The sequence below is a fragment of the Muriventricola aceti genome (genome assembly GCF_025567565.1).
In the GTDB taxonomy this organism is placed as follows: Bacteria; Bacillota; Clostridia; order Oscillospirales; family Oscillospiraceae; genus Lawsonibacter; species Lawsonibacter aceti.
Genome location: NZ_JAOQKF010000005.1, coordinates 1 through 18,752, shown reverse-complemented (window position 1 = coordinate 18,752; position 18,752 = coordinate 1). Strand labels below are relative to the sequence as shown.

At 54.3% G+C, this 18,752-nt stretch carries 22 protein-coding genes; all 22 read left to right on the top strand.

What is annotated here, in order from left to right:
• A partial coding sequence (locus OCV64_RS06675; RefSeq protein WP_262669630.1) for a DKNYY domain-containing protein occupies nucleotides 1–214 on the top strand: 214 nt, incomplete at its 5' end.
• Between the two features lie 16 nt (nucleotides 215–230).
• Entirely contained in the window at nucleotides 231–776 is a 546-nt protein-coding gene (locus tag OCV64_RS06670; RefSeq protein ID WP_006874672.1) for a hypothetical protein, read from the top strand.
• Between the two features lie 16 nt (nucleotides 777–792).
• Nucleotides 793–1,119, top strand: coding sequence for a DUF5713 family protein (locus OCV64_RS06665; protein WP_262669629.1), 327 nt, complete (start codon nucleotides 793–795; stop codon nucleotides 1,117–1,119).
• Nucleotides 1,120–1,124: 5 nt separating this feature from the next.
• Nucleotides 1,125–1,286, top strand: a complete 162-nt coding sequence (locus tag OCV64_RS06660; protein WP_262669628.1) for a hypothetical protein — start codon at nucleotides 1,125–1,127, stop codon at nucleotides 1,284–1,286.
• Between the two features lie 54 nt (nucleotides 1,287–1,340).
• A complete protein-coding gene (locus tag OCV64_RS06655) occupies nucleotides 1,341–2,072 on the top strand; it encodes a DUF4241 domain-containing protein (protein ID WP_455429792.1) in 732 nt (243 codons plus the stop codon).
• Nucleotides 2,073–2,086: 14 nt separating this feature from the next.
• Nucleotides 2,087–3,046: an NTF2 fold immunity protein gene (locus tag OCV64_RS06650; RefSeq protein ID WP_262669627.1), complete on the top strand. Its 960-nt coding sequence runs from the start codon at nucleotides 2,087–2,089 to the stop codon at nucleotides 3,044–3,046.
• A gap of 8 nt (nucleotides 3,047–3,054) precedes the next feature.
• Nucleotides 3,055–3,291, top strand: coding sequence for a hypothetical protein (locus tag OCV64_RS06645; RefSeq protein WP_118606423.1), 237 nt, complete (start codon nucleotides 3,055–3,057; stop codon nucleotides 3,289–3,291).
• Nucleotides 3,292–3,306: 15 nt separating this feature from the next.
• Entirely contained in the window at nucleotides 3,307–4,788 is a 1,482-nt protein-coding gene (locus OCV64_RS06640) for a hypothetical protein (RefSeq protein ID WP_262669626.1), read from the top strand.
• Between the two features lie 14 nt (nucleotides 4,789–4,802).
• Nucleotides 4,803–5,354, top strand: a complete 552-nt coding sequence (locus OCV64_RS06635) for a hypothetical protein (protein WP_006874678.1) — start codon at nucleotides 4,803–4,805, stop codon at nucleotides 5,352–5,354.
• Nucleotides 5,355–5,376: 22 nt separating this feature from the next.
• The gene (locus OCV64_RS06630) at nucleotides 5,377–5,976 is read left to right on the top strand and encodes a hypothetical protein (RefSeq protein ID WP_006874679.1); all 600 of its coding nucleotides are present in this window, start codon (nucleotides 5,377–5,379) and stop codon (nucleotides 5,974–5,976) included.
• A 2-nt stretch (nucleotides 5,977–5,978) separates the two neighbouring features.
• Complete coding sequence (locus tag OCV64_RS06625) at nucleotides 5,979–6,215, top strand: hypothetical protein (protein ID WP_262669625.1); 237 nt, start codon at nucleotides 5,979–5,981, stop codon at nucleotides 6,213–6,215.
• 14 nt (nucleotides 6,216–6,229) lie between these two features.
• Nucleotides 6,230–7,099 carry an NADAR family protein gene (locus OCV64_RS06620; RefSeq protein WP_262669624.1) on the top strand — a complete coding sequence of 290 codons (870 nt, stop codon included), beginning with the start codon at nucleotides 6,230–6,232 and terminating at the stop codon, nucleotides 7,097–7,099.
• Nucleotides 7,087–7,527 carry a C-GCAxxG-C-C family protein gene (locus OCV64_RS06615; protein ID WP_262669623.1) on the top strand — a complete coding sequence of 147 codons (441 nt, stop codon included), beginning with the start codon at nucleotides 7,087–7,089 and terminating at the stop codon, nucleotides 7,525–7,527. Before OCV64_RS06620 ends, OCV64_RS06615 begins: the two co-directional genes overlap by 13 nt.
• Nucleotide 7,528: 1 nt before the next feature.
• Complete coding sequence (locus OCV64_RS06610) at nucleotides 7,529–7,822, top strand: DUF6881 domain-containing protein (RefSeq protein ID WP_262669622.1); 294 nt, start codon at nucleotides 7,529–7,531, stop codon at nucleotides 7,820–7,822.
• 16 nt (nucleotides 7,823–7,838) lie between these two features.
• On the top strand, nucleotides 7,839–8,525 hold the full coding sequence (locus OCV64_RS06605) for a hypothetical protein (protein WP_262669621.1): 687 nt from the start codon (nucleotides 7,839–7,841) through the stop codon (nucleotides 8,523–8,525).
• A gap of 14 nt (nucleotides 8,526–8,539) precedes the next feature.
• A complete protein-coding gene (locus tag OCV64_RS06600) occupies nucleotides 8,540–8,950 on the top strand; it encodes a DUF6966 domain-containing protein (protein ID WP_262669620.1) in 411 nt (136 codons plus the stop codon).
• 109 nt (nucleotides 8,951–9,059) lie between these two features.
• Nucleotides 9,060–9,419, top strand: coding sequence for an SMI1/KNR4 family protein (locus OCV64_RS06595; RefSeq protein ID WP_394803819.1), 360 nt, complete (start codon nucleotides 9,060–9,062; stop codon nucleotides 9,417–9,419).
• A 675-nt stretch (nucleotides 9,420–10,094) separates the two neighbouring features.
• Nucleotides 10,095–11,066: a hypothetical protein gene (locus OCV64_RS16170; RefSeq protein ID WP_394803825.1), complete on the top strand. Its 972-nt coding sequence runs from the start codon at nucleotides 10,095–10,097 to the stop codon at nucleotides 11,064–11,066.
• A 42-nt stretch (nucleotides 11,067–11,108) separates the two neighbouring features.
• Nucleotides 11,109–16,922 carry a suppressor of fused domain protein gene (locus OCV64_RS06585; protein ID WP_262669617.1) on the top strand — a complete coding sequence of 1,938 codons (5,814 nt, stop codon included), beginning with the start codon at nucleotides 11,109–11,111 and terminating at the stop codon, nucleotides 16,920–16,922.
• Nucleotides 16,923–16,946: 24 nt separating this feature from the next.
• On the top strand, nucleotides 16,947–17,426 hold the full coding sequence (locus tag OCV64_RS06580) for a hypothetical protein (RefSeq protein ID WP_006874688.1): 480 nt from the start codon (nucleotides 16,947–16,949) through the stop codon (nucleotides 17,424–17,426).
• A gap of 50 nt (nucleotides 17,427–17,476) precedes the next feature.
• Nucleotides 17,477–18,340 carry a CbrC family protein gene (locus OCV64_RS06575; RefSeq protein ID WP_006874689.1) on the top strand — a complete coding sequence of 288 codons (864 nt, stop codon included), beginning with the start codon at nucleotides 17,477–17,479 and terminating at the stop codon, nucleotides 18,338–18,340.
• A 28-nt stretch (nucleotides 18,341–18,368) separates the two neighbouring features.
• On the top strand, nucleotides 18,369–18,647 hold the full coding sequence (locus tag OCV64_RS06570) for an Imm32 family immunity protein (RefSeq protein ID WP_040342499.1): 279 nt from the start codon (nucleotides 18,369–18,371) through the stop codon (nucleotides 18,645–18,647).
• The last annotated feature ends 105 nt before the right edge of the window (nucleotides 18,648–18,752 follow it).

Here is an 18,752-nt window from a genome sequence, read left to right as displayed (position 1 = left end):
GCACTGGTATTCCCGCGATGCCAGGCGGGTGTACTACCTCAACCGGGAGATCAAGGGGGCGGATCGGGACAGTTTCACAGTCTGCACTCCTGTGGACGCGGCTCTACTTGTCGATCATCTGGCCCGCGACAAAGACCATTTTTACCAAAATGATGAGATAATGGAAGAAACGCTGTGGCTGGAACAGCTGTGCAAAATGACCCAAGAACCGTAAACGGAGGAAAACGACTATGGACTATTTGAAGATATTACATGAAAACCCTGATTTGGCAGAGGAATTTGATTCGCTGTTTGACTTCTTCCTGCTGGATGAGTTGTCCCCGAGGGATGAGGCGGAAGGCCGATGCACCTTCTCTCTGCCCGGTATGGCGTTTGCCAGAGATGGCTCCGGCGGAGAATACCATCTGTTGGAAGATGGCTCCATCGGCTATTACAGCAGCGAAGGTGAAGCGGGCCGTCTGGTTGAGAGCATGGACGAGCTCTTTTCCCTGATCGTGAGCTGTATCTGCTGGCACGACTGCTGTGACACAAAGCAGTATGTGGATTCCAAGACATTGGAGGAGTATGGGCAGAGACAACGCAACTGCAACTTGGAAGATATGGATGTGGACAGCTGGCGGCGGGTAGCTGATGCGCTTGGCATCCCTACCGGTGAACCGCTGGCTCCGGTTCTGGAGCGATTCCGCAAAGCAACACAGCGTGAGCCTCTGTACCGGTGTATTTTCCATGAGGATGATGGAAGTTTGACCGAATCATACGGTTTGATGTTTGAATGAGAAAGGAGCAATCCCTATGAAAGAATTTGACAAAAATTATAAACTGCTGGACGAGATGTATCAGGACGATTACTATCCTGCCTTTCTGGTGGACAAGGTAAAAGACGAACTTCAGAAGGTCATCGACCTGCTGGAGAGCGGCGAAACCGACATTGAAGTAGTGCAGGAGACGCTGGACGAAGCGGTCTGCGGCATCAATGATCTCCAGGAGGAATTTGACGACAACGACAGCGAGATCGAAACCGTGGCACGGGAATGCATTGCAGAAAATGTGGCCTACATTCTGGCGTGGTTCAACATTCCCATTGATACCGAGGAGGCCATCCGGGAACGGGACTGGTGAGCCCTGTGGCAGAAAAAGAACTGGCCGTCTGTGATGAGTGCGGCAGCCTGTTTTTCAAAGGCTCCTCACAGATGATGGGGCTGTGCCCGGAATGTGCCCATATTCTCTATGGCTACCCGAATTGTGACCATCATTTTCAGGATGGCCGGTGTGTGAACTGCTATTGAGATGGCTCAAAGAGCGAGTACATCAAGAAACCAAATCAACAGGAGGAAACGAGTATGCCGACAACAGAATGGCTGAACAAATATGAATCCATTAAGGACAAACTGGCCTGCAAAACGGACCTGGACGCTCATTTCAGTGAGAAAGTGATTGGGAATATGGGCGTGGATGTGCTGGACATCGGCGCTGTCCATTTCCCCACCGGGACGATTTTCGCCTGCGATCCGCTGGTGGAGCTGGAGGACACGCTGCCCTTTATCCAGACGATCCCCGCCGGGACTTATCCCGTGAAGATCTGTGTGGTGCCCAGTGAAAAATATGGTGACCGCTACGCCTGCGTCAAGGTGGAGATCAGCCGGGAAAAGCCTGTCCGCTATGAGCTGGGCATGGTGGGCAACGAGAATCTGGACGCGGCGCTGGGAGATGACGACTACTTCGGTTTCGGCGTGGATGCCGGGATGGGGTGTATTACAGACATCCAGACCCAGGCGGCCTTTAAGGCATACTGGGCCAAGCGGCTGGAGGAGGACCCGGACATTGACCCCTACAACGACCTGTTCTGCGACTTGATGGAGGAAAACGCCAAAGCCTACCCCAAATATCAGGGAAGCGACGGAGACTGGCTCAACTGGACAGTGCCGGACACGGACTGCAACCTTCCCATCTTCTCCTCCGGCTGGGGGGACGGCTACTATCCCGTCTACTTCGGCTATGACGCAAAAGGTGAAATCTGCGCCGTGTATGTGCGTTTCATTGACATTGAAGCCAGCTACAAGGAGCAGGCGTAAGGAGGGAAACAGCGATGGAATGGCCGAAACGGGCGCGGACAGTGAACTGGGAGAGTGGTGTCCTGACCTTAGACGGTGAAAAGCAATTTGAAATCCCGGAGCTGACCGCAGAGATCATGGAGCAGCTGGCCGCTTACACCCTGGTGGGCTTTCATGTGAAAGGCTATCCGGTGACCGATGAACTGCTTGCCCCCTTTGCTGGGCATAAAAGCATGGCCAACTTCGGAGTGGAGGACGGTGCGCTCACCGATGCCTGTTTTCCCATCTTTTCCACTATGCTCAAGTTGCGCTATCTGCTGCTGGACGGCAACGCCGCCATCCATGGTAGCGGCCTGTCCGCCTTGCAAGGCTGCAAGCTGGACCTTTTGACGCTCAACCGCACCGGACTGGATGATGCCGGTCTTCTCCAGGCGACCTCCATTCCCAAGCTCTCCCACATCCAGATCGACCATACCGCCGTTACCTATGAGGGCCTGCTGGCCATCGCCAGCAACAACCGCATCGAGCCGGTGGCCCATGTGCAATTTACCAAGGAGCAGATGGAACACTTCTCCCAGATGCAGCGGGAAAAGGCCAAAAAGCCCACCAAGCTGGACGAACAGGCGGCGGAGGAATGCCGCAGGGTGCTGTCCTCTTTCTTTGCCGAGATGACGCAATGGGAGCAGTACATGGAGCAAGCCGGATTTGAGGATGCCGAGGCAGCGCCCCGCCTGCTGGCGATTTGGGAAAAGTATGTGAGCGAAAAGCCCCGTTCGGGCTACCGGCCCCTGGGCCTCTCATACAGCGCCCAGGGCACCTACAAGGGAGAGCAGTTTCTGGACGCGGAGCAGATCACCCGGAACAAGCTCTACATCTACACCAGGGAGAAAAATACCGGCTTTGACCGATGCTTTCTCATGAAGCGTGTGGGCGAGGGCTGGAGGATCGACGGGGTTCAGGAGCGGCTGGACGGCTGGCAGCGCACGGGATTGTGAGGCATCACATGGCTTGGGAATATGAAACTTTTGGCCCAGACGGTCAATGCAAATTGTTCGGTGTGAACATCTTTGACTACGACTGGCAAACCACCGGCAAGCGAGTAAAAGTCCAAGACCCGATCTATCACCAGGACCATACCTTCGAAGTCTGGCAGGTGGAGATTGACGGGCAGATCCACCGCTTTGCCGCCGGAGAGTTTTCCAACTGCGTGTGGGGATTTTATCTGGAGAAGAATGGATGAAAGGAGCGTGGCGCCATGAAAGCCAATGCCGGAGAGGTCTATACGGTCTACAACCAATACCTGAAACGCTACACCGCCTGCCAGGTGGTCTATATCGCGCCGCCGGACACAGTGAGCAAGGAACCCTGGGCGGTAGTCCTCTCTCTGGATTGGGTGGGCGACGCCCCTCTGACTGCGGAGGAACTGCCCCATCTCCGCCCGCTCTATAAGGACTTTATGTACTGGTCTCGTGACCTTCATCTGCTGCGGGTGCCGGTGGAGATCCCACCCCAGTACACGCTGGTGGGTGCACTTCCGCCCTTCACCGACCAGCCCTGCCACTCCTACGGCGGCTGGAACGACGGCTATGATGTGTACCTCCAGATCCGATGGCAGGCTATCCCGGAGGAACGGCGAAGGACCTTCAAGGAGGCCATGGAGAGCGACGAGCAAACGGAGATCGGCGGTATCCAGCTGAAGGTCAACAACCATCGGGTGATGGACCAGTATGCACCATTCGATTCGGCGCTGGAACTAAAGGCACTGCCCTGCCTCTCCGACCTCATCTGCCAGCGGTGGCACCCGGATCTGCTGGAGTTTTTGCGGGAAACCCCCTTTGTTGATGAAGTGACTTTGCTGAACCACAGTCAGAGGACACTTGATCTGCGGGGCACCAGCATCAGAAAGCTGATGCTGGACATGACCGGGCTGGAGGAGCTGTGGCTGTGTGAGGGAACGGAGCAGCTCCTGTTCCAGAACAAGGGGCCGGACGCCTGTGCAATCCATGCCCCCGAAGATGGCAGCGGTTTGAACCTCCAATTTATCGGGGAATACCGCCCGCACACGGAACTGCCGAACCTACGGGGGCTGCATGGCATCGAGCTGAAGGACTTTGATCTGACCAGGCTGGCTGCTGTCCATCCCCATCTGAAGGAGCTGCGGCTCTGGGGCGCGCCGGGAAACCTGGGGAACTTCTCCGCTGTGGAAGGGTTTCGGGAACTGACGAACCTCTCCACCTTCGACCTGTTCGGCTTCGGCGCAGCTGACATCCCCACCCCGGAGCAGATGCCGGAGCTTCGCTGGTTCTGGATGACCAGCCTGCCGGAGACGGCAGCAAAAGCGGCAAAGCAGCTCTGGAAAAGCAAGCCGGGAATGGATCTGCGGATCACCAAGCCCCGGAAACCGGAGTGGCTGGCACAAAACCTGGACAATCCCTTCCGAGGCTGGGACGGTGCGGAGCATATCCCTGCTTCTGCTGCGAAAAAGGCAGCCAATCAATACCGCAAGACCCGTTCCCAGTTGATGAAGCTGGCCGCTGAACCGGGCGAGGACGCCCAGTCCCAGGCGCTGGATGCGGTGACAGCCTATACCCAGACCTTCAACAAGATGGGCTTTATCGAAACCGAGGAACGGGATGAAATCTACATGGCCCTGCGGGGTATCCTGGATGCCCTGCCGGGTGATGCGCTCCAGAAAGATGCCCTGATTGAGAAGTTTGATGAGCTTCGTGATTTTTGAGGAGAACGAGTAGCATGATAGAGTTCAGCAAGGATCATAGCTCGGCATGGATGGAAATGATGTCGGCCTATCAGATTTTTCGGGCAAAGCTGTTTGATTGGGCCCATGAACCAGATCAAAAAAAGCAAAAGGATTTGCTGCTGGAGCTGGACTCTTGGGAAAATCGGGATATTCACAGAAGAATGCTGGTAGTAGATCTTCTGCGCAGCACAGAGATGTGGGACGAAAAAGCCCTTCTCTTAGTTCTGAAAGAACTGACAGCGATTGCCCTACAGGAACAAGATGAGATTGCCGCTTATGCGAGAATGGCATTGTCTAAAATCAAAGACCCGTCAGAGCGACTTACCATTGCCGATGAGGTGCTTCGTCTGGCAGCTGTCGAGGGCGAAAAGGCGGAACCTGATCCTGTTATATTCCACAACGGCTGCCTGCTGCTGTATGATTTGCACTGTGAAGCAGAGTTCTCACAGTATGCAGATCGGTATGCGAATCTGATTGAGCAGGCATACGGTTTAGATGAAAAAGACCTGACGGACATGAAAAAAACGCTGTCCGCCGAGCCTTGAATCGAAAGGAGCGTGTGGGCACATGAGCCGAATTGTTGATGAACCCTATTTCACCCACAGTGCCTACAGCGCCTTCACCACTGGCATCCAGGTAAAATGCCCCAAGTGCCATGGCGCGGGTGTGGTGACAGCGGATGAGGATGACGCCTATTTCCGCTGCTTGAGCTGCGGCCATCAGGAGACACGCGACCGGACGATCTACCGCTATGATGTCCATAACCAGTGCAAAAACTGCGGCAGGTACTATCGGGTGGATATTGAAGATGAGGCAAGGCAGCATTTTTCCGTCCTCCATGTGGCCTGCCCCTATTGCGGAACAACCATGCCGGGCGAGGTACATAAGACGGCGGAGGCTTTCTCCTATGGTGCGGAGATTCAGGGCGGAAAGGACCCCTGGTTCGGCCTGGAACTGTGGTTTTTGACCTCATTCCAGGGTAAGCCGGTCTGGGCCCTCAACCGGGAGCACCTTGCCTATCTGATCGACTATCTCAGCGCCGATTTGCGAGAAAAGCCATCGGGAAGCCAGAAAAAGACCCAGGCCGATCATCTCCCCACATTCATGAAAACAGCAAAGAACCGGGAGCGGATCGTGAAGCTGCTGAAGAAGCTACAGGAGGGATGAGGATGGAGCAGAAAGTAATTTACAATGGCCAAATTCTTACCCTGACGCGGTTTTGGGCGACGGGAGAGCCTTGCCTGTGGATCACCGACCCGGAGCAGATCGGGATGCCTAAAATGGAATTTGTGGGAGGCCACCCGGACGAATACTGCATTTTCCTGAAAAATCTGACGGAAGCAGAGCTGGCACAGATCACATCCCTGGACGGCGCTCCGCTGGATGTGAAAGAAGAATTACGGTAGAAAGGACAACCCCTATGACACTACAAGATAAGAAAATCATGCCTCCCCCTTGGCTGGCCCACCGGGAGATCGAGCGATACTCCATTGGCTGGCGCATGGGCTATGGGGAGGATTACATAGACCGATTTGGCGATTGGCTGGACACTCTTTCCCCGGAGGAGCGGACGGAATACCGCGCCCTCTTTCCTGAACCAGTGACCTGGAAGGGCTGGTGGGATGACGAGGACAGCAGCGAGGTGCTGGAGCATGGTGACTTCTTGGTGGATGCGTGGCAGCCGGAAGGCCAGCCAAAGTACACCCGCCAGTGGCTCCAGCAGGAATTTGCTGCGGGGAGAACGCGAGAGCTGTGCCTGTTCTGGGGCCATCAGCCTGCCCAGGACGGCCAGCTGACAAAAAGCTGCCTCAGCCAGTGGTGGATTGAGGACTTCTATACGATGGCTGACGCCTACCTCTGCATGGAGCAGTATATGATGGCTGCCAAGGCCGAGCTGTTCGGCGACAAAGAGATCCGGGACCAGATTTTGAAATGCAGCGACCAAAAGCAGATCAAGGCCCTGGGCCGCAAGGTGCGGGGCTTTGAGCAGAAGGTATGGGACAAGTTCAAGTACGCCATTGTGCTGCTTGGCAACTGGCACAAATTCAGCCAGAACCGCGAACTGCGGGAGTTTCTCCTCTCCACCGGGGACAGCGTGCTGGTGGAGGCCAGCCCCTATGACAACATCTGGGGAATCCGCCTCGCGGCCTGCTCCCCGGAGGCCCAGGACCCCATGAAGTGGCGGGGACAAAACCTGCTGGGCTTTGCGCTGATGGAGGTGCGGGACGAGCTGCGCCGGGTGACACAGAATGAAATGCTTTGCGATTGGAGTACAGTATGGCAACAATGAAACTCTATGAACTGGTCAACCACTACCACATCGGCACGGAACTGACCTGCGCCGAGGCTATGTTCATGGCCTGCAATGAATATTACCATCTGAATTTGTCCGAGGAGACACGGAAAATGTTCTCCGTCATGGGACTTGGGATGCAGACTGAGCAGTCCTGCTGTGGCGCTTTCACCGTGGCGGTGGGGATCATTGGGCTGATGACCGCAAAAGAAGGTCAGACGGATGTGGACAACATGGAAGGCTACCAGATGATCGCTGAATTGACGGAGTTTATGCTGGGCTTCTATGGAACGCTCCACTGCGTCGAACTGCAAAAGCTGGAGATCGTGGGCTATGAAAACCCCTGCCACGCCATTGTGGAGGCGCTGGCCAAAAAGCTGGAGAACTTGTTGGCTGCTCACCGTGTTGTGAGGGAGCAGTATTGAGATGGAGTACATCAAGCTCTTTTGGGAGGGCGCACCGGACGGTGAACCATCGGTCATCCTCTATGAAGTGGATACCGAAAATGAGCGGCTGGCCCTCCGCTCCATTGACATCTTTGTGGATGGCCGCACCCGAAACATACCTGACCTTTACGACGGAGCTATTGAAATCACGCCCGTCCCCACTGTGGAGGAACTGAACGCCCATGTCTGGGGCGAGGAATTCCATGCCTGCGTCATAGAGAAAGCGGAATTTGAGGCCATCTGGGAAAGCCGATTTTATAGCGGAGCGTTTTGAAAAGCGAGGAATGACAATGGTTGAGATCAATCGCGTCTGGATCAATGTGGATACAGACACCAACAAAATCACACTATTCGGCCGCCCCCGTGTATCCATCCGTGTGGATGAGTACATTTGGAGTTTGATCGAAGAACATATCGTGAAGCCCCATAAGCTCATGCGCAGCGAAAAGCATAGGTATCTGCTGAAAATTTCGTTTCACCGATTTGATCCGGTGCGGCACCGATATTATCCGCTTTCCCCGTACAACGGGCCGCTTCGGGAAGGCGTCAAGCCGGACAGCGCAAACGGATGGTATCCCCGTGAGGACTTTGCAGACGCTGAGGAACGCGCCACCTGGTTCTCTCCTGATAAAATCTGGACAAACTGCGGCAACAAGGTTCTGGATGTCAATATTGATGCCGCTAATGTAAGCGAGAGCATCACCCCCAGAGAATACGCAGACTTGCTGTTCGATGGGATTGGGGCAGCATTGGTGTTTAACTTCAAAAGGCTCAAGCGCGAGGAGTTTGATGGGCTGAAACCCAAGATCGACTGGAGCGTGGTAGAGAGATTTTCCTTTCCCGCGCCCTTTGAGGATCAGCAATATATTGGGGATGAAGGCAAAATTCATGTGTATTCCTGGGATGGCCGGCAGGAAACAACCCTTGTAGGCCCCTATTCCGTGCGGGAGTTGTATCTGGAGCATTTCGGAGAATAGTTGGGAGGAATCTGATGAAACAGATAGATATTTATACCGAGGCTCTGATCTGTCTGCGCTCCATCCTTCTGGCAGATCATCCGGAGTTTCAAAACTGGATCGACTGGCTGGAGCGGGACATTCTGGCCTGGACCCAGCGGCGGGAGGTTACCCACCATCTTCGGGCATACGGTGGTATGGGCTCATTCAATGATCTGCCCAGTATGCGCGGAAATCACGACTACATTTTTGACTTTCTAAAGTCTGTGTGCTATGCCTTCGGCCATCTTTATGGCAAACAGGAAGGCATTTTGCCGGAGGCATTGATGGAGGAGTGCCTCCACGATGTAGAGCAGGCAGCCTATCACCCCCATAAGGCACTGAACCGAGCCATTGCCCAACACTTGATGCAGGGCGATTTACAGGAAAACCTGAATGCTCTGTGAGGGAAATACAATGCATGACATGAATTTGGAAAAAAACCGCAGTAAAATTCAAACTGCTTATAAAGCAAGCCCCTTCACAAAGGGTACCTGCCCAGAACCGGAGGATGCTGTGAAACGATTTGAAAGCAGGTATACTCCTATCCCAGCAGAGTACCGCTGGCTACTTTTGAACTTCGGCGGCTGCTATTTGGCGGAACCGTGGATCTTCACACTGAAAGAATTGGAAGAAGCCTACCCGATTTTTCAAGAGGCTTATGAGGATTACATGAGCGAATATGACCATGGTCCCGCTTTTCCAATCGGAGGATTGGGCGACGGAAGTATCGTATTTCTTGACTTGGAGAGTGGCAGAGTCCGGGGCTATAACTGTGACTATGCCGATCTGGAGGAGATTGCCGAGAATTTTTCCAGCCTGCTCCTGGACCTTGTGGAACAGGCATTGGAACTGGGAAACCTGTGCACAGAATAGTGAGGTGAGCACATGGCAAAGGGCATTCGTGAACACCTGCTGGAGCAGGCAATCAAGTTCCATCAATGGCAGAAAGCCACTTATCCTGGCAAAACCGCCGAGGAGATCGGTGGTGAGTGGGAGGTCGATTATCCATACTGGAATGACACTTACCGTGCCTTTTGCCATGTGTTGACCCAAATGGATGCAGAAACGGCAGACAGCGTTCTGCTGGATGAGATGGTCTATCTGATAGCCAGGGACAACGAAGCGGAGGGGTTTATACAGGAGACCACTTCCCATCCACAATGGTTTGAGTGCCTCTGCCGCAGGGCCGCAGCCTCCAATGAGAATGAGGCCAAGTGGCAGTTTGCTGCCTATCTGCCGGAATGCTCATGTAGTCAGAAAGTCAGGGATATGATTCTGAATTTCACAAAGGACCCCAATGAATATGTGAGCCGTCGGGCGCTTTTGGCGATGCCCACTCTGCGTCCTGACTGTGTGGAACAGTTCGCTCCGCTGTTTTGGGAGCGCAACTGTTACTCTCCTGAACTTCAGGAATACCAGCTGATCGCCGTTCTGATTTCACTGGATGCCATCCATTCTGACCTGCTTCCACAATACTTGGAACGGGCCAAGCAGGATGGTCGGAGCTATCTGCTGGAACATGCAAAACGAATCGAAGGAGGACTTGCCATGAACGAAAAACTGTCCCGTCCCCAATTCAATCAAATGGATACAACCGAGAAGCAGACGCTGATGGAAAGCCTGGCTGCCCGTTATGATATGACCTTTCTCGGTCTACATACTTTTGACCGCTGGGACCAGAGCTGTACCACCGGCATCTTCGAGAAAGATGGCCGGAAGTTCGTCTTTGTCCCCGGCGACACCGTCACCCTGGGCTGGGAACGGTTCGCCGTGGGACTGAATCAGGAGAGCCGGGAGGAATTGGAGTATCTGTTCCGGGAATGGGAAATGGAACCGCAGAACCCGGAGGAGATGATTCGGGAAAGCATGGCTCCCGTTCGGCAGGCGGCCATTGGCCCTATGCTGGTGGGCCGGGAGCTGGAGGAACTCTGCTGGGAGCCAGTGGCGCTGGACGATCCCCGCCTGCGCCCAGAGTGGCTGGAGGAGTTTCGGCAATTCGCCCTGACCGGACGGGACAGCCTGACCCTGGTGGGCCACGCCCGCTTCGAACGGGATGGGGACGGCTGGCAGGCCGCCCTCTACCATCGGATGGACTATTCGGACTTTCGGAGCCAGCTGCAAAAACAGGGCCTTTCGCTGCCCACGGCGGACGAGTGGGCCTACCTGTGTGGTGGCGGATGTCGGACCCTGTTTCCATGGGGAGATGGGTTAGACTACTCCATGCGTCTGCACTGGTTTGAGGATATGGAGGAGGATGAGAACCGGCCCTATGATATGGAGGAACCCAACTTCTTCGGCCTGTCCATCGCCTACGATCCCTATATGCGGGAAGTGGTGCAGGCTGATAGACTTACCACCTGCGGCGGTGACGGCGGATGCAATATCTGCGGCGGGCTGGGCCCGTTTCTCGGTTTCCTGCCCTGTTCGCCCCACTGCAAGCCGGAAGTGCAGGAGGACAATGAACTAAACGGAGATTATGACTTTTATCGGCCTATCATTCGGCTGGAGAACTATGATTGACAATAGAAGCTTGATACGAAATAAAGAAAGAGAGGTGCCGACATGGGAGCATGGGGCATAAAAGCATTAGAGCGTGACGAAGGTCTGGATGTACTGGACATCCTCAAAAATGAATATGTACCGGAGCATCCGGTAATGGATCTGGGTGAGATGATCGAACTGATGAAAGAGGAAGTCATGCTGGGATCTGACTTCTCACAAATCGACTTCCTCTTTGACAATACTGCGATGGCTCTGGCGGAGCTGTATTTCCAATGGAAGGATAACGGCAAGCTGGACTACGATCATGAAGAAGCTATATGGGATAAAGTCACCGGTTTCACAGCATCCAAAGAAGCCATTGCCTTCCTGCTGCGGCAGCTCACCGACATCAAAAACGAGGTGCCGGACGAGGACGGCATCCGTGAGATTATGGATCTTTGGAAGAACGAGGATAGCGGTGAGATCGCTCCTGAGTGGTTGGAACACTTGAATCAGCTCATTGATCGACTGGATTTGGAACAATCCGATGAGGAACAAGATATGGACATTTTGAAGCAGTGCCAGAAGTGGCATGAGGAGAGCAAACAACATAAAATTATTGATGCGCTGGAGGCCATCCCCGCCGAGGAGCGTACCCCTGAGATGGACAGCGAGTTGGCCCGCGCCTATAACAACTTAGCTGTTCCAGAGGATCGGGAACTGTATCAGAAGGCTCTTTCCTTGCTGAAACCCCATGCAGACTACTTTGCAGAAGACTACCGTTGGAACTTCCGTATGGGCTATTCCTATTACTATCTGGATCAGGAGGGCCGGGCATTGCCCTATTTCCGCAAGGCGTTGGAGAAACTTCCTGGTGATGAAGATACCCAAAAGCTCATTGATGCCTGTGAGAGTCTTATTACCTTGCCGCAGTTTTCAGAGTGCTTCCGGGAACGGACAGAGGACTGGTGGGAAACCTTTGCCGAGATGGAAGCAGAATTGCGCCAGATGATGGATGAGGACAAGGAGCACACCCGCGGTGCGGAGATCGTGGCCCACATGGAGGAAACCCTGAATCTGGTCTTTGATGAGATTTCCTTCGAGATGGGCTTTAACGGTGAGAAGTACGAGCTGATCCTCACCCCGGAGGGCGACAAGGTCAAGCTGTTTGAGCTGGTCTACTTCCAGAAGCACGCCCCCAAGGAGGTGCTGGAGCACTGGAACATCCTTGTGGGCCGTCAGCCCCTCCAGAACATCGGTCTGCGCACCGAGGATGGCTGGGACATCTCCGGGGAGGACGTGCAGATCTGGCTGGAGGAGCAGGGCGAAAACAGCTTCGCCATCTCCGCCTACTGCGAAAAGCTGCTGCCTATGCTCCGGGAGGCGGAAGGCCGGGCCTGGTGGATGCTCACCACCCTCACCGACCAAGTGCTGGGCGAGATCCCCCACATGAGATACATAGACAGCTTTGATGTGCTGGAGGAACCCAAGGCAGAGCCGTCCTTCCTCCTGTCCCAGCTGCCCGACAAACTGCGGGAGCAGGGCCTGGAGCTCTCCACTGATCCAAATGCCTATCTGGAGAGCTATCTTGGCTACAAAATGGAACCCAATGAAGATCCCGACGCCGATTGGCGGTTGGATACCATGGTGGGCTCCACTTGCTGTGTGCCGCTCATCAACGGCTATCTGAATGCCGACAATGATTTTATGGACGATCTCCATGCCGACGGCGCGGTAGCGGGCTTCTTCTGCTATCCCCTGGATACCCTGCGGGAGGAGGAAGGCAGTCAGAAGATCTTCGACTTCCGGGACAAGCTGGAAGAAGTGTTCACCACTGATGAAGGATCGGAAGTGCTCACTCTCACCGGCGGGGCCACCGGCCTCTACTGTGGCTATGTGGACTTCATCGCCTGGGACATCCGAGAGGCGCTGAACATGGCGAAAGAGTTCTTTGAGGGGGCGGCGGACATCCCCTGGGCCAGTTTCCACACCTTCCGCCGTGAAGCCGGTTCTGTACCCCTAAAGCAACAAGATGATGGGACAGAAACTGAGAATCAGGATGACGAGTTGGATGAAACGCTTATGGGCATGGACTATATTCCTTATACCCAACAGAACGCCGAAGCATTCTTCGCTCAGCTGGAGCAGTGGAACGACGAAGACGAGTACACCCGCTGTATCCAGGCACTGAATGCCATCCCGGAGGACTGGAGGAACTACCGCACCGCCTACGCCCTGGCCCGTGCACTGGAGAACTACGCCATCATCGGGGACCATGACGAAGGTACTTTGAAATCCAAGGGAGACAAAGCCCTTCTGAGGGCCATTGAGGTGCTGGAGTCCGTCCGGGAGGAAGGCCAGGACAAGGCAGAGTGGAATATGCGGATGGCCTATGGCCATCAGTATCTCTACGGCCAGGAGGAAAAGGCCATCCCCTACGCCCAACGGTGGGCAGAGCTGGACCCAGAGGATGAAAATGCCCCGGCGGTAATTCGGGAGTGTAAGGCGGAGATCCGGAAACGCCAGCGCAGCCGGAAGAAGAAGGCCAAATTCGTGCCCGGTGATACTCCATTTGAGGGCTTCGACCTCACCAACTTCTGGGATGATAATTGGTATGCACTGAAAGAATATGTCAGCGATCCGCCTTCCGACGAGCTGATTGCCAGCGTGGAGGAGGAACTGGGCTACAAGCTGCCCACCGCCTACATTTGGCTGATGAAGCAGCACAACGGCGGCATTCCGGTGAACACCTGCTATCCCTGCGATGAGCCTACCTGTTGGTCAGATGATCATGTGGCCATCACCGGCATTTTCGGCATCGGACGAGAAAAGAGCTGCTCCCTCTGCGGAGAGCTGGGCAGCCAGTTTATGATCGATGAGTGGGAGTATCCTGCCATCGGCGTGGCCATCTGCGACTGTCCAAGCGCCGGACACGATATGATTTTCCTGGACTACCGGGCTTGCGGTCCCCAGGGAGAGCCTGCGGTAGCCCATGTGGATCAGGAAAATGACTATAAAATTACCCATCTGGCAGATAGCTTTGAGGAATTTATCCGCGGACTGGAGCATGAATCCCTCTATGATCCGGATGAAGATGTAGAGGATCTTGAGGATGACGACGACGAGGAGGAAACCGACCATAAGGGTTCCTTTGCCGGATCTGTGCTCCTCTCCAAAGCAGAGTGGGACAAGGAGCAGTTGATCCGAGATCTGCGGGAAGAATGGGGCATCGTAGATGAGGAGCCGGATGAGGGCGACGAAGATGTTGAGAACAGCGATGACGCTGTGGTAATGCGGGTCGGCAATATGATGCTGATTGTGACACTATTCCACGGTCACATCCCGGACAATGAAGCAGAGATCAACGCCGAAAACAACTATATGTGGCCAGAGGCCGTAGAAGTGGCCAAAGCGCACAAGGCCCATATCATGGTGGCTGTGTTGGGCGAGGAGGAAAAACTGCTGGAACGAGGTAAGCTGTTCACCAAGGCGATGGCAGTGTGCTGCAAGCAGAAATACGCCACCGGTGTCTACACCAGCGGCGTGGTATTTGAGCCTCGTTTCTATGAGGGCCTTGCCGATATGCTCAAAAAGGACGAACTGCCCATCTTCAACTGGGTTTGGTTCGGCCTGTACCGGAGCGAGGGGGGCCTAAACGGCTACACCTACGGCATGGATGTGTTTGGCAAGGAGGAAATGGAGGTGTTGAACACCGACGCTGAGCCGGAGGAACTACGGGACTTTTTGGCAAGCCTTGCCTCCTATGTGCTGGCGTGTGATGTGACGCTGCAAGACGGCGAGACCATCGGTTTTTCTGCGGACGATAAGCACACCATCACCCGCAGCCCCGGTGTCTCTCTGCCAGAGGAACAGATGACCCTGAAGATCGGTTACGAGCCTATAAAGGGAGATCCAGAGGATGATAGCTGCGACCACTCAGACAATGATGACACGCAGGATGAGGAAGAATTCAGTAATCCCGAAGTCTACACTGAGGAGGAGATGGAGGCCGTCGAGGGGCACATTGAGCAATATTTCGGTGAGGTCGAGAATGTGTTCCACGAGTTGGTCTCCCCGGACATCCATGTGGACATCTGCATCGTGCCGCCCACTGAGGAGCGGGACTATTACACCCTGGTCACCATGGGTATGGGTGCTCACCGGATGAATGTGCCGGAGGAACTGGCGGAATACAAGCTGGAGCGGGCGGAGCTGGCTATCGCGCTGCCTGCGGACTGGAAGTTGGATCAGGAGTCCATGAAAGACGAAAAGTGGTACTGGCCCATCCGCCTGCTGAAATCCTTGGCCCGTCTGCCCATCAACTGTGACAGCTGGTTGGGGCATGGTCATACAGTGGAGAACCGGGAACCATTTGCAGACAACACCAAACTGTGTACTGCTACCCTAATCGGTCCCCAGGATACGGAGGATGGCAGCGAGGTCTGCACTCTGCCGGGCGGCGAGGAGGTCAACTTCTATCAGGTCATTCCGCTTTATGAGGACGAGTTGGACTATAAACTGGAACATGATGTAGACGCTCTGCTGAACAAGATGAGGGGGATCAGTTTTGTCGTAAACCCTACTCGCCAGAATGCTATCACCCGTGGCACCCTTTCCAATGATAATTTTGACGGTGAGATGGACGACGCTTCCTATCACCTTGAGAGCATTGAGGAGAAGGAACTGCCTATTGACCCCATCAATGCTTATAACCACATGGCCATCTACCTGCGCTGGTGTATGGAGCACGACCTGATGGGCGAAGAATTCCTCACGGAATACAGGGAGGTAGCAGAAAAGGTCAAAGCTGATCCTGCCAGTGTGGATCTGCGGGAGTTTATCCGGGATGAGCTGGACGGCTGCTTGTTCTCTGTGCTGTTCAATCAGCAAGGCCGTGCCTTTGCAGGCTATTACTACGGAGAGGGCGACAGCCCCTACTATCCTGCCGATGTTGACGACAACGCCCTCCGCTTCTTCGGCCCGGAGCGGTATCACTCTGATGAGTTCCAGGATGAAGCCTACCTGTTTATCCCCTTTGACGAGGACTACTATCAGGCTATGGCAGAGGTGATCGAAGAACGCTTTGAAAACTGGCAGGGACAGGACTTCGACGGGGACACGCTGGAGCCTTCCGAGGTGGCTCAGGCCATCATGGAGTATTTGGACTGCGAGTGTACCTATTTCCCATCCATGGCAGATGATGACCCCATCATGTCGGCATACAGCTACGCCCAGCGGCTGGGGGTACGGGAGGGCTTTGTTCCCGTGCTTATCCAGGCGGATGATGAAACGCTGTTGGAGTGTCTGGTAATGAACGCCGATCCGGAGCATGATGCGGACTTCTATGAATTTGACCTCAAAACGGTAACGGAGTATCGGAAGAAGATGCTCTCCGCTCCCGTCAAGGACGGAAAGGCGGTTTTGGAGGAATTGACCGGCCAGCGTAAGGAAGAAGCCGAGGACGATGATCTGGACTGGGAGGAGGAAGTCCTGGGAGAGATGGAGGGCGGAGAACCCAACGACCGCTTCGCAAACTATTGGAACGATGATACCGGAATGACATATCCGCTCATTCTGGCTAAAATTCCGGTAAAGAAGCCCTGGGAGATCTTCACCTACCTGCCCTTTGGAAATTGGAATGAGTGCCCCGACACGCCGGACCTGATGGCAGTGGCGAAATACTGGTTCGAGCAGCATGGTGCCATCCCTGCCGCCATGAGCCACGATGAATTGGAGTTTGAACTTCCAACTCCGATCTCCAAGGAAAGAGCTATGGAGGTGGCTGTGGAGCAATATGGCTTCTGCCCAGATCTGGATCAGAATGAGGATGGAAGCATTGGCTCCTTGGCAGATGTCCTGTGGCAGTCCACCGTCTGGTATTTCTGGTGGGATTGATGGCATCATGGGAGGAGAACAGTTATGAACAAATCAAATCAATCTTGCTTGCCCCACTCGTTGGAAGCGGCTATCGCCCTGTGGGAACAGCGCCTGAACGAATTCACCGCTCTCCTCTCGGATGACATCCCGCTCTTAAAGAATACAGGCTGGAGCGTGGAGAAAAGGCGGGTGTTTGTTTGCGAGCCAGACGCTACTGGAAAACGAAGACGGGCCGCAAGCGGGCCTTCTTACCACCTTGGTGTTTCATTAAACCGCTTCACAGCGGAGCAGGTCTGGCATCGCTTTCAGGCGTTTATAAAAACTACTGGTCTGGATGAGGCGGAGCGGATTTCCGCCAATGAACAGGAACTGGGCCGATATGACTTTAGAGCATCGAACAGCCAGACAGAGGACCATTTTACTTGCCAAATCTATCTGCCGGGCGAGTGGAATCAGGCTGGCATCCGTATCTCTGTGTTTATTGGCCCAAGATACCGAAATGCAGATTTGTATGAAACGTAAAGCCGCCATGATGGAAAAACCTCTGGCTGAATTGATGGGAGGGTGTGCCTATGAACGAATACTTAAAGCAATATATTGAACTCCAAAAGCAGTTTCGAGAGACAGAAGGAAATCCGGACAGTGTCCGCGCTCTATATACCTTCAAGGAAGAACTTGAGCAGAGTGAGGATCAGCAGGCCAAGGAAGTGCTGGTGGATGTGTATGATCTACTGGACTTCAAGAAGGATGCCTATGAACTGCTCTGCCAAATCGGAAATCGTTCCGATAAAAAGACCCTCAAGCGGCTGGGCACGCTGAAGGACTATGCGGAAAACTGGGGCAATCATTATGCTCTCCCCAAGCCCAAAACGCCGGAGGAAACGCAGAACGAGAAGGAGCGGCGGGCCCAGCTGGGCCTGCCTGCCTTCCGGTATCACCCGGACCCTCTGGATACCGGCGCGTTTGAGGAGTCCGCAGAGGGCGTTGTCTGCGACTGCTGCGGCAAGATGACCCATATTTTCTATACCAATCCGTTCTTTTCCGTGGAGGATATTGCATATCTGTGCCCGGCGTGTATCGCCAGCGGCGAGGCGGCCCGGAAATATGACGGCAGTTTTCAGGACGATTTCTCTGTGGATGATGGCGTAGACGATCCGGAAAAGCTGGACGAGCTCATCCACCGCACCCCCGGCTATTCCGGCTGGCAGCAGGAATATTGGCGCGCTCACTGCGGCGACTACTGCGCCTTTTTGGGCTATGTGGGCGCCAGAGAACTGCGGGCCCTGGGCGCGCTGGAGGACGTGCTGGACGATCCCATGTGGGACGAGGAGCAAAAAGAAATGATCCGGGAATCCGTCAATGGCGGGCATCTGCAATGCTATCTGTTCCAGTGCCTCCACTGCGGAAAGCACCTGGTCTGGATGGATTTTGATTGAGGAGTTTTCAAAAGGTAGGATACAAGCAATGAAAACTAAAACGCTGACCATTCAACTGAATGATGAACAACTGCCCATCCTCCCAGTGGAACCGGAAGCTCACCTCTCCTTTACCACTCATGCCGACGGAAATGAATTGGAGTTAACGGGAAACCGGGCGGGGCTGCTTCTATTGGCGAAAGCCGCTCTTGGTATGGCGGAAACCATTCGTGAGGATGGATTTCATATCCATTTGGATGACCTGTATGGCATCAACGCCGAGGGAAAAAGCATCCTGATCCGAAAGGAGGAACAATCAAAACCATGATTGAAAAAAACTTTCTGGTTGATTGTAAAATGAAGTTGGACACCTAAGAAAAAATCCATAGTGATTTTCCCCACATGGTAGAATGAAGTTTGCACACAACTTCTT

Bases quoted from the DNA above. Each gene is read 5' to 3' on its own strand.
- OCV64_RS06570 (WP_040342499.1), top strand. From the start codon at position 18,369: ATGAAAACTAAAACGCTGACCATTCAACTGAATGATGAACAACTGCCC.
- OCV64_RS06600 (WP_262669620.1), top strand. From the start codon at position 8,540: ATGAAACAGATAGATATTTATACCGAGGCTCTGATCTGTCTGCGCTCC.
- OCV64_RS06615 (WP_262669623.1), top strand. From the start codon at position 7,087: ATGGCAACAATGAAACTCTATGAACTGGTCAACCACTACCACATCGGC.
- OCV64_RS06665 (WP_262669629.1), top strand. From the start codon at position 793: ATGAAAGAATTTGACAAAAATTATAAACTGCTGGACGAGATGTATCAG.
- OCV64_RS06650 (WP_262669627.1), top strand. From the start codon at position 2,087: ATGGAATGGCCGAAACGGGCGCGGACAGTGAACTGGGAGAGTGGTGTC.
- OCV64_RS06645 (WP_118606423.1), top strand. From the start codon at position 3,055: ATGGCTTGGGAATATGAAACTTTTGGCCCAGACGGTCAATGCAAATTG.
- OCV64_RS06630 (WP_006874679.1), top strand. From the start codon at position 5,377: ATGAGCCGAATTGTTGATGAACCCTATTTCACCCACAGTGCCTACAGC.
- OCV64_RS06580 (WP_006874688.1), top strand. From the start codon at position 16,947: ATGAACAAATCAAATCAATCTTGCTTGCCCCACTCGTTGGAAGCGGCT.
- OCV64_RS06670 (WP_006874672.1), top strand. From the start codon at position 231: ATGGACTATTTGAAGATATTACATGAAAACCCTGATTTGGCAGAGGAA.
- OCV64_RS06575 (WP_006874689.1), top strand. From the start codon at position 17,477: ATGAACGAATACTTAAAGCAATATATTGAACTCCAAAAGCAGTTTCGA.
- OCV64_RS06585 (WP_262669617.1), top strand. From the start codon at position 11,109: ATGGGAGCATGGGGCATAAAAGCATTAGAGCGTGACGAAGGTCTGGAT.
- OCV64_RS06605 (WP_262669621.1), top strand. From the start codon at position 7,839: ATGGTTGAGATCAATCGCGTCTGGATCAATGTGGATACAGACACCAAC.
- OCV64_RS06610 (WP_262669622.1), top strand. From the start codon at position 7,529: ATGGAGTACATCAAGCTCTTTTGGGAGGGCGCACCGGACGGTGAACCA.
- OCV64_RS06655 (WP_455429792.1), top strand. From the start codon at position 1,341: ATGCCGACAACAGAATGGCTGAACAAATATGAATCCATTAAGGACAAA.
- OCV64_RS16170 (WP_394803825.1), top strand. From the start codon at position 10,095: ATGAACGAAAAACTGTCCCGTCCCCAATTCAATCAAATGGATACAACC.
- OCV64_RS06620 (WP_262669624.1), top strand. From the start codon at position 6,230: ATGACACTACAAGATAAGAAAATCATGCCTCCCCCTTGGCTGGCCCAC.
- OCV64_RS06625 (WP_262669625.1), top strand. From the start codon at position 5,979: ATGGAGCAGAAAGTAATTTACAATGGCCAAATTCTTACCCTGACGCGG.
- OCV64_RS06640 (WP_262669626.1), top strand. From the start codon at position 3,307: ATGAAAGCCAATGCCGGAGAGGTCTATACGGTCTACAACCAATACCTG.
- OCV64_RS06635 (WP_006874678.1), top strand. From the start codon at position 4,803: ATGATAGAGTTCAGCAAGGATCATAGCTCGGCATGGATGGAAATGATG.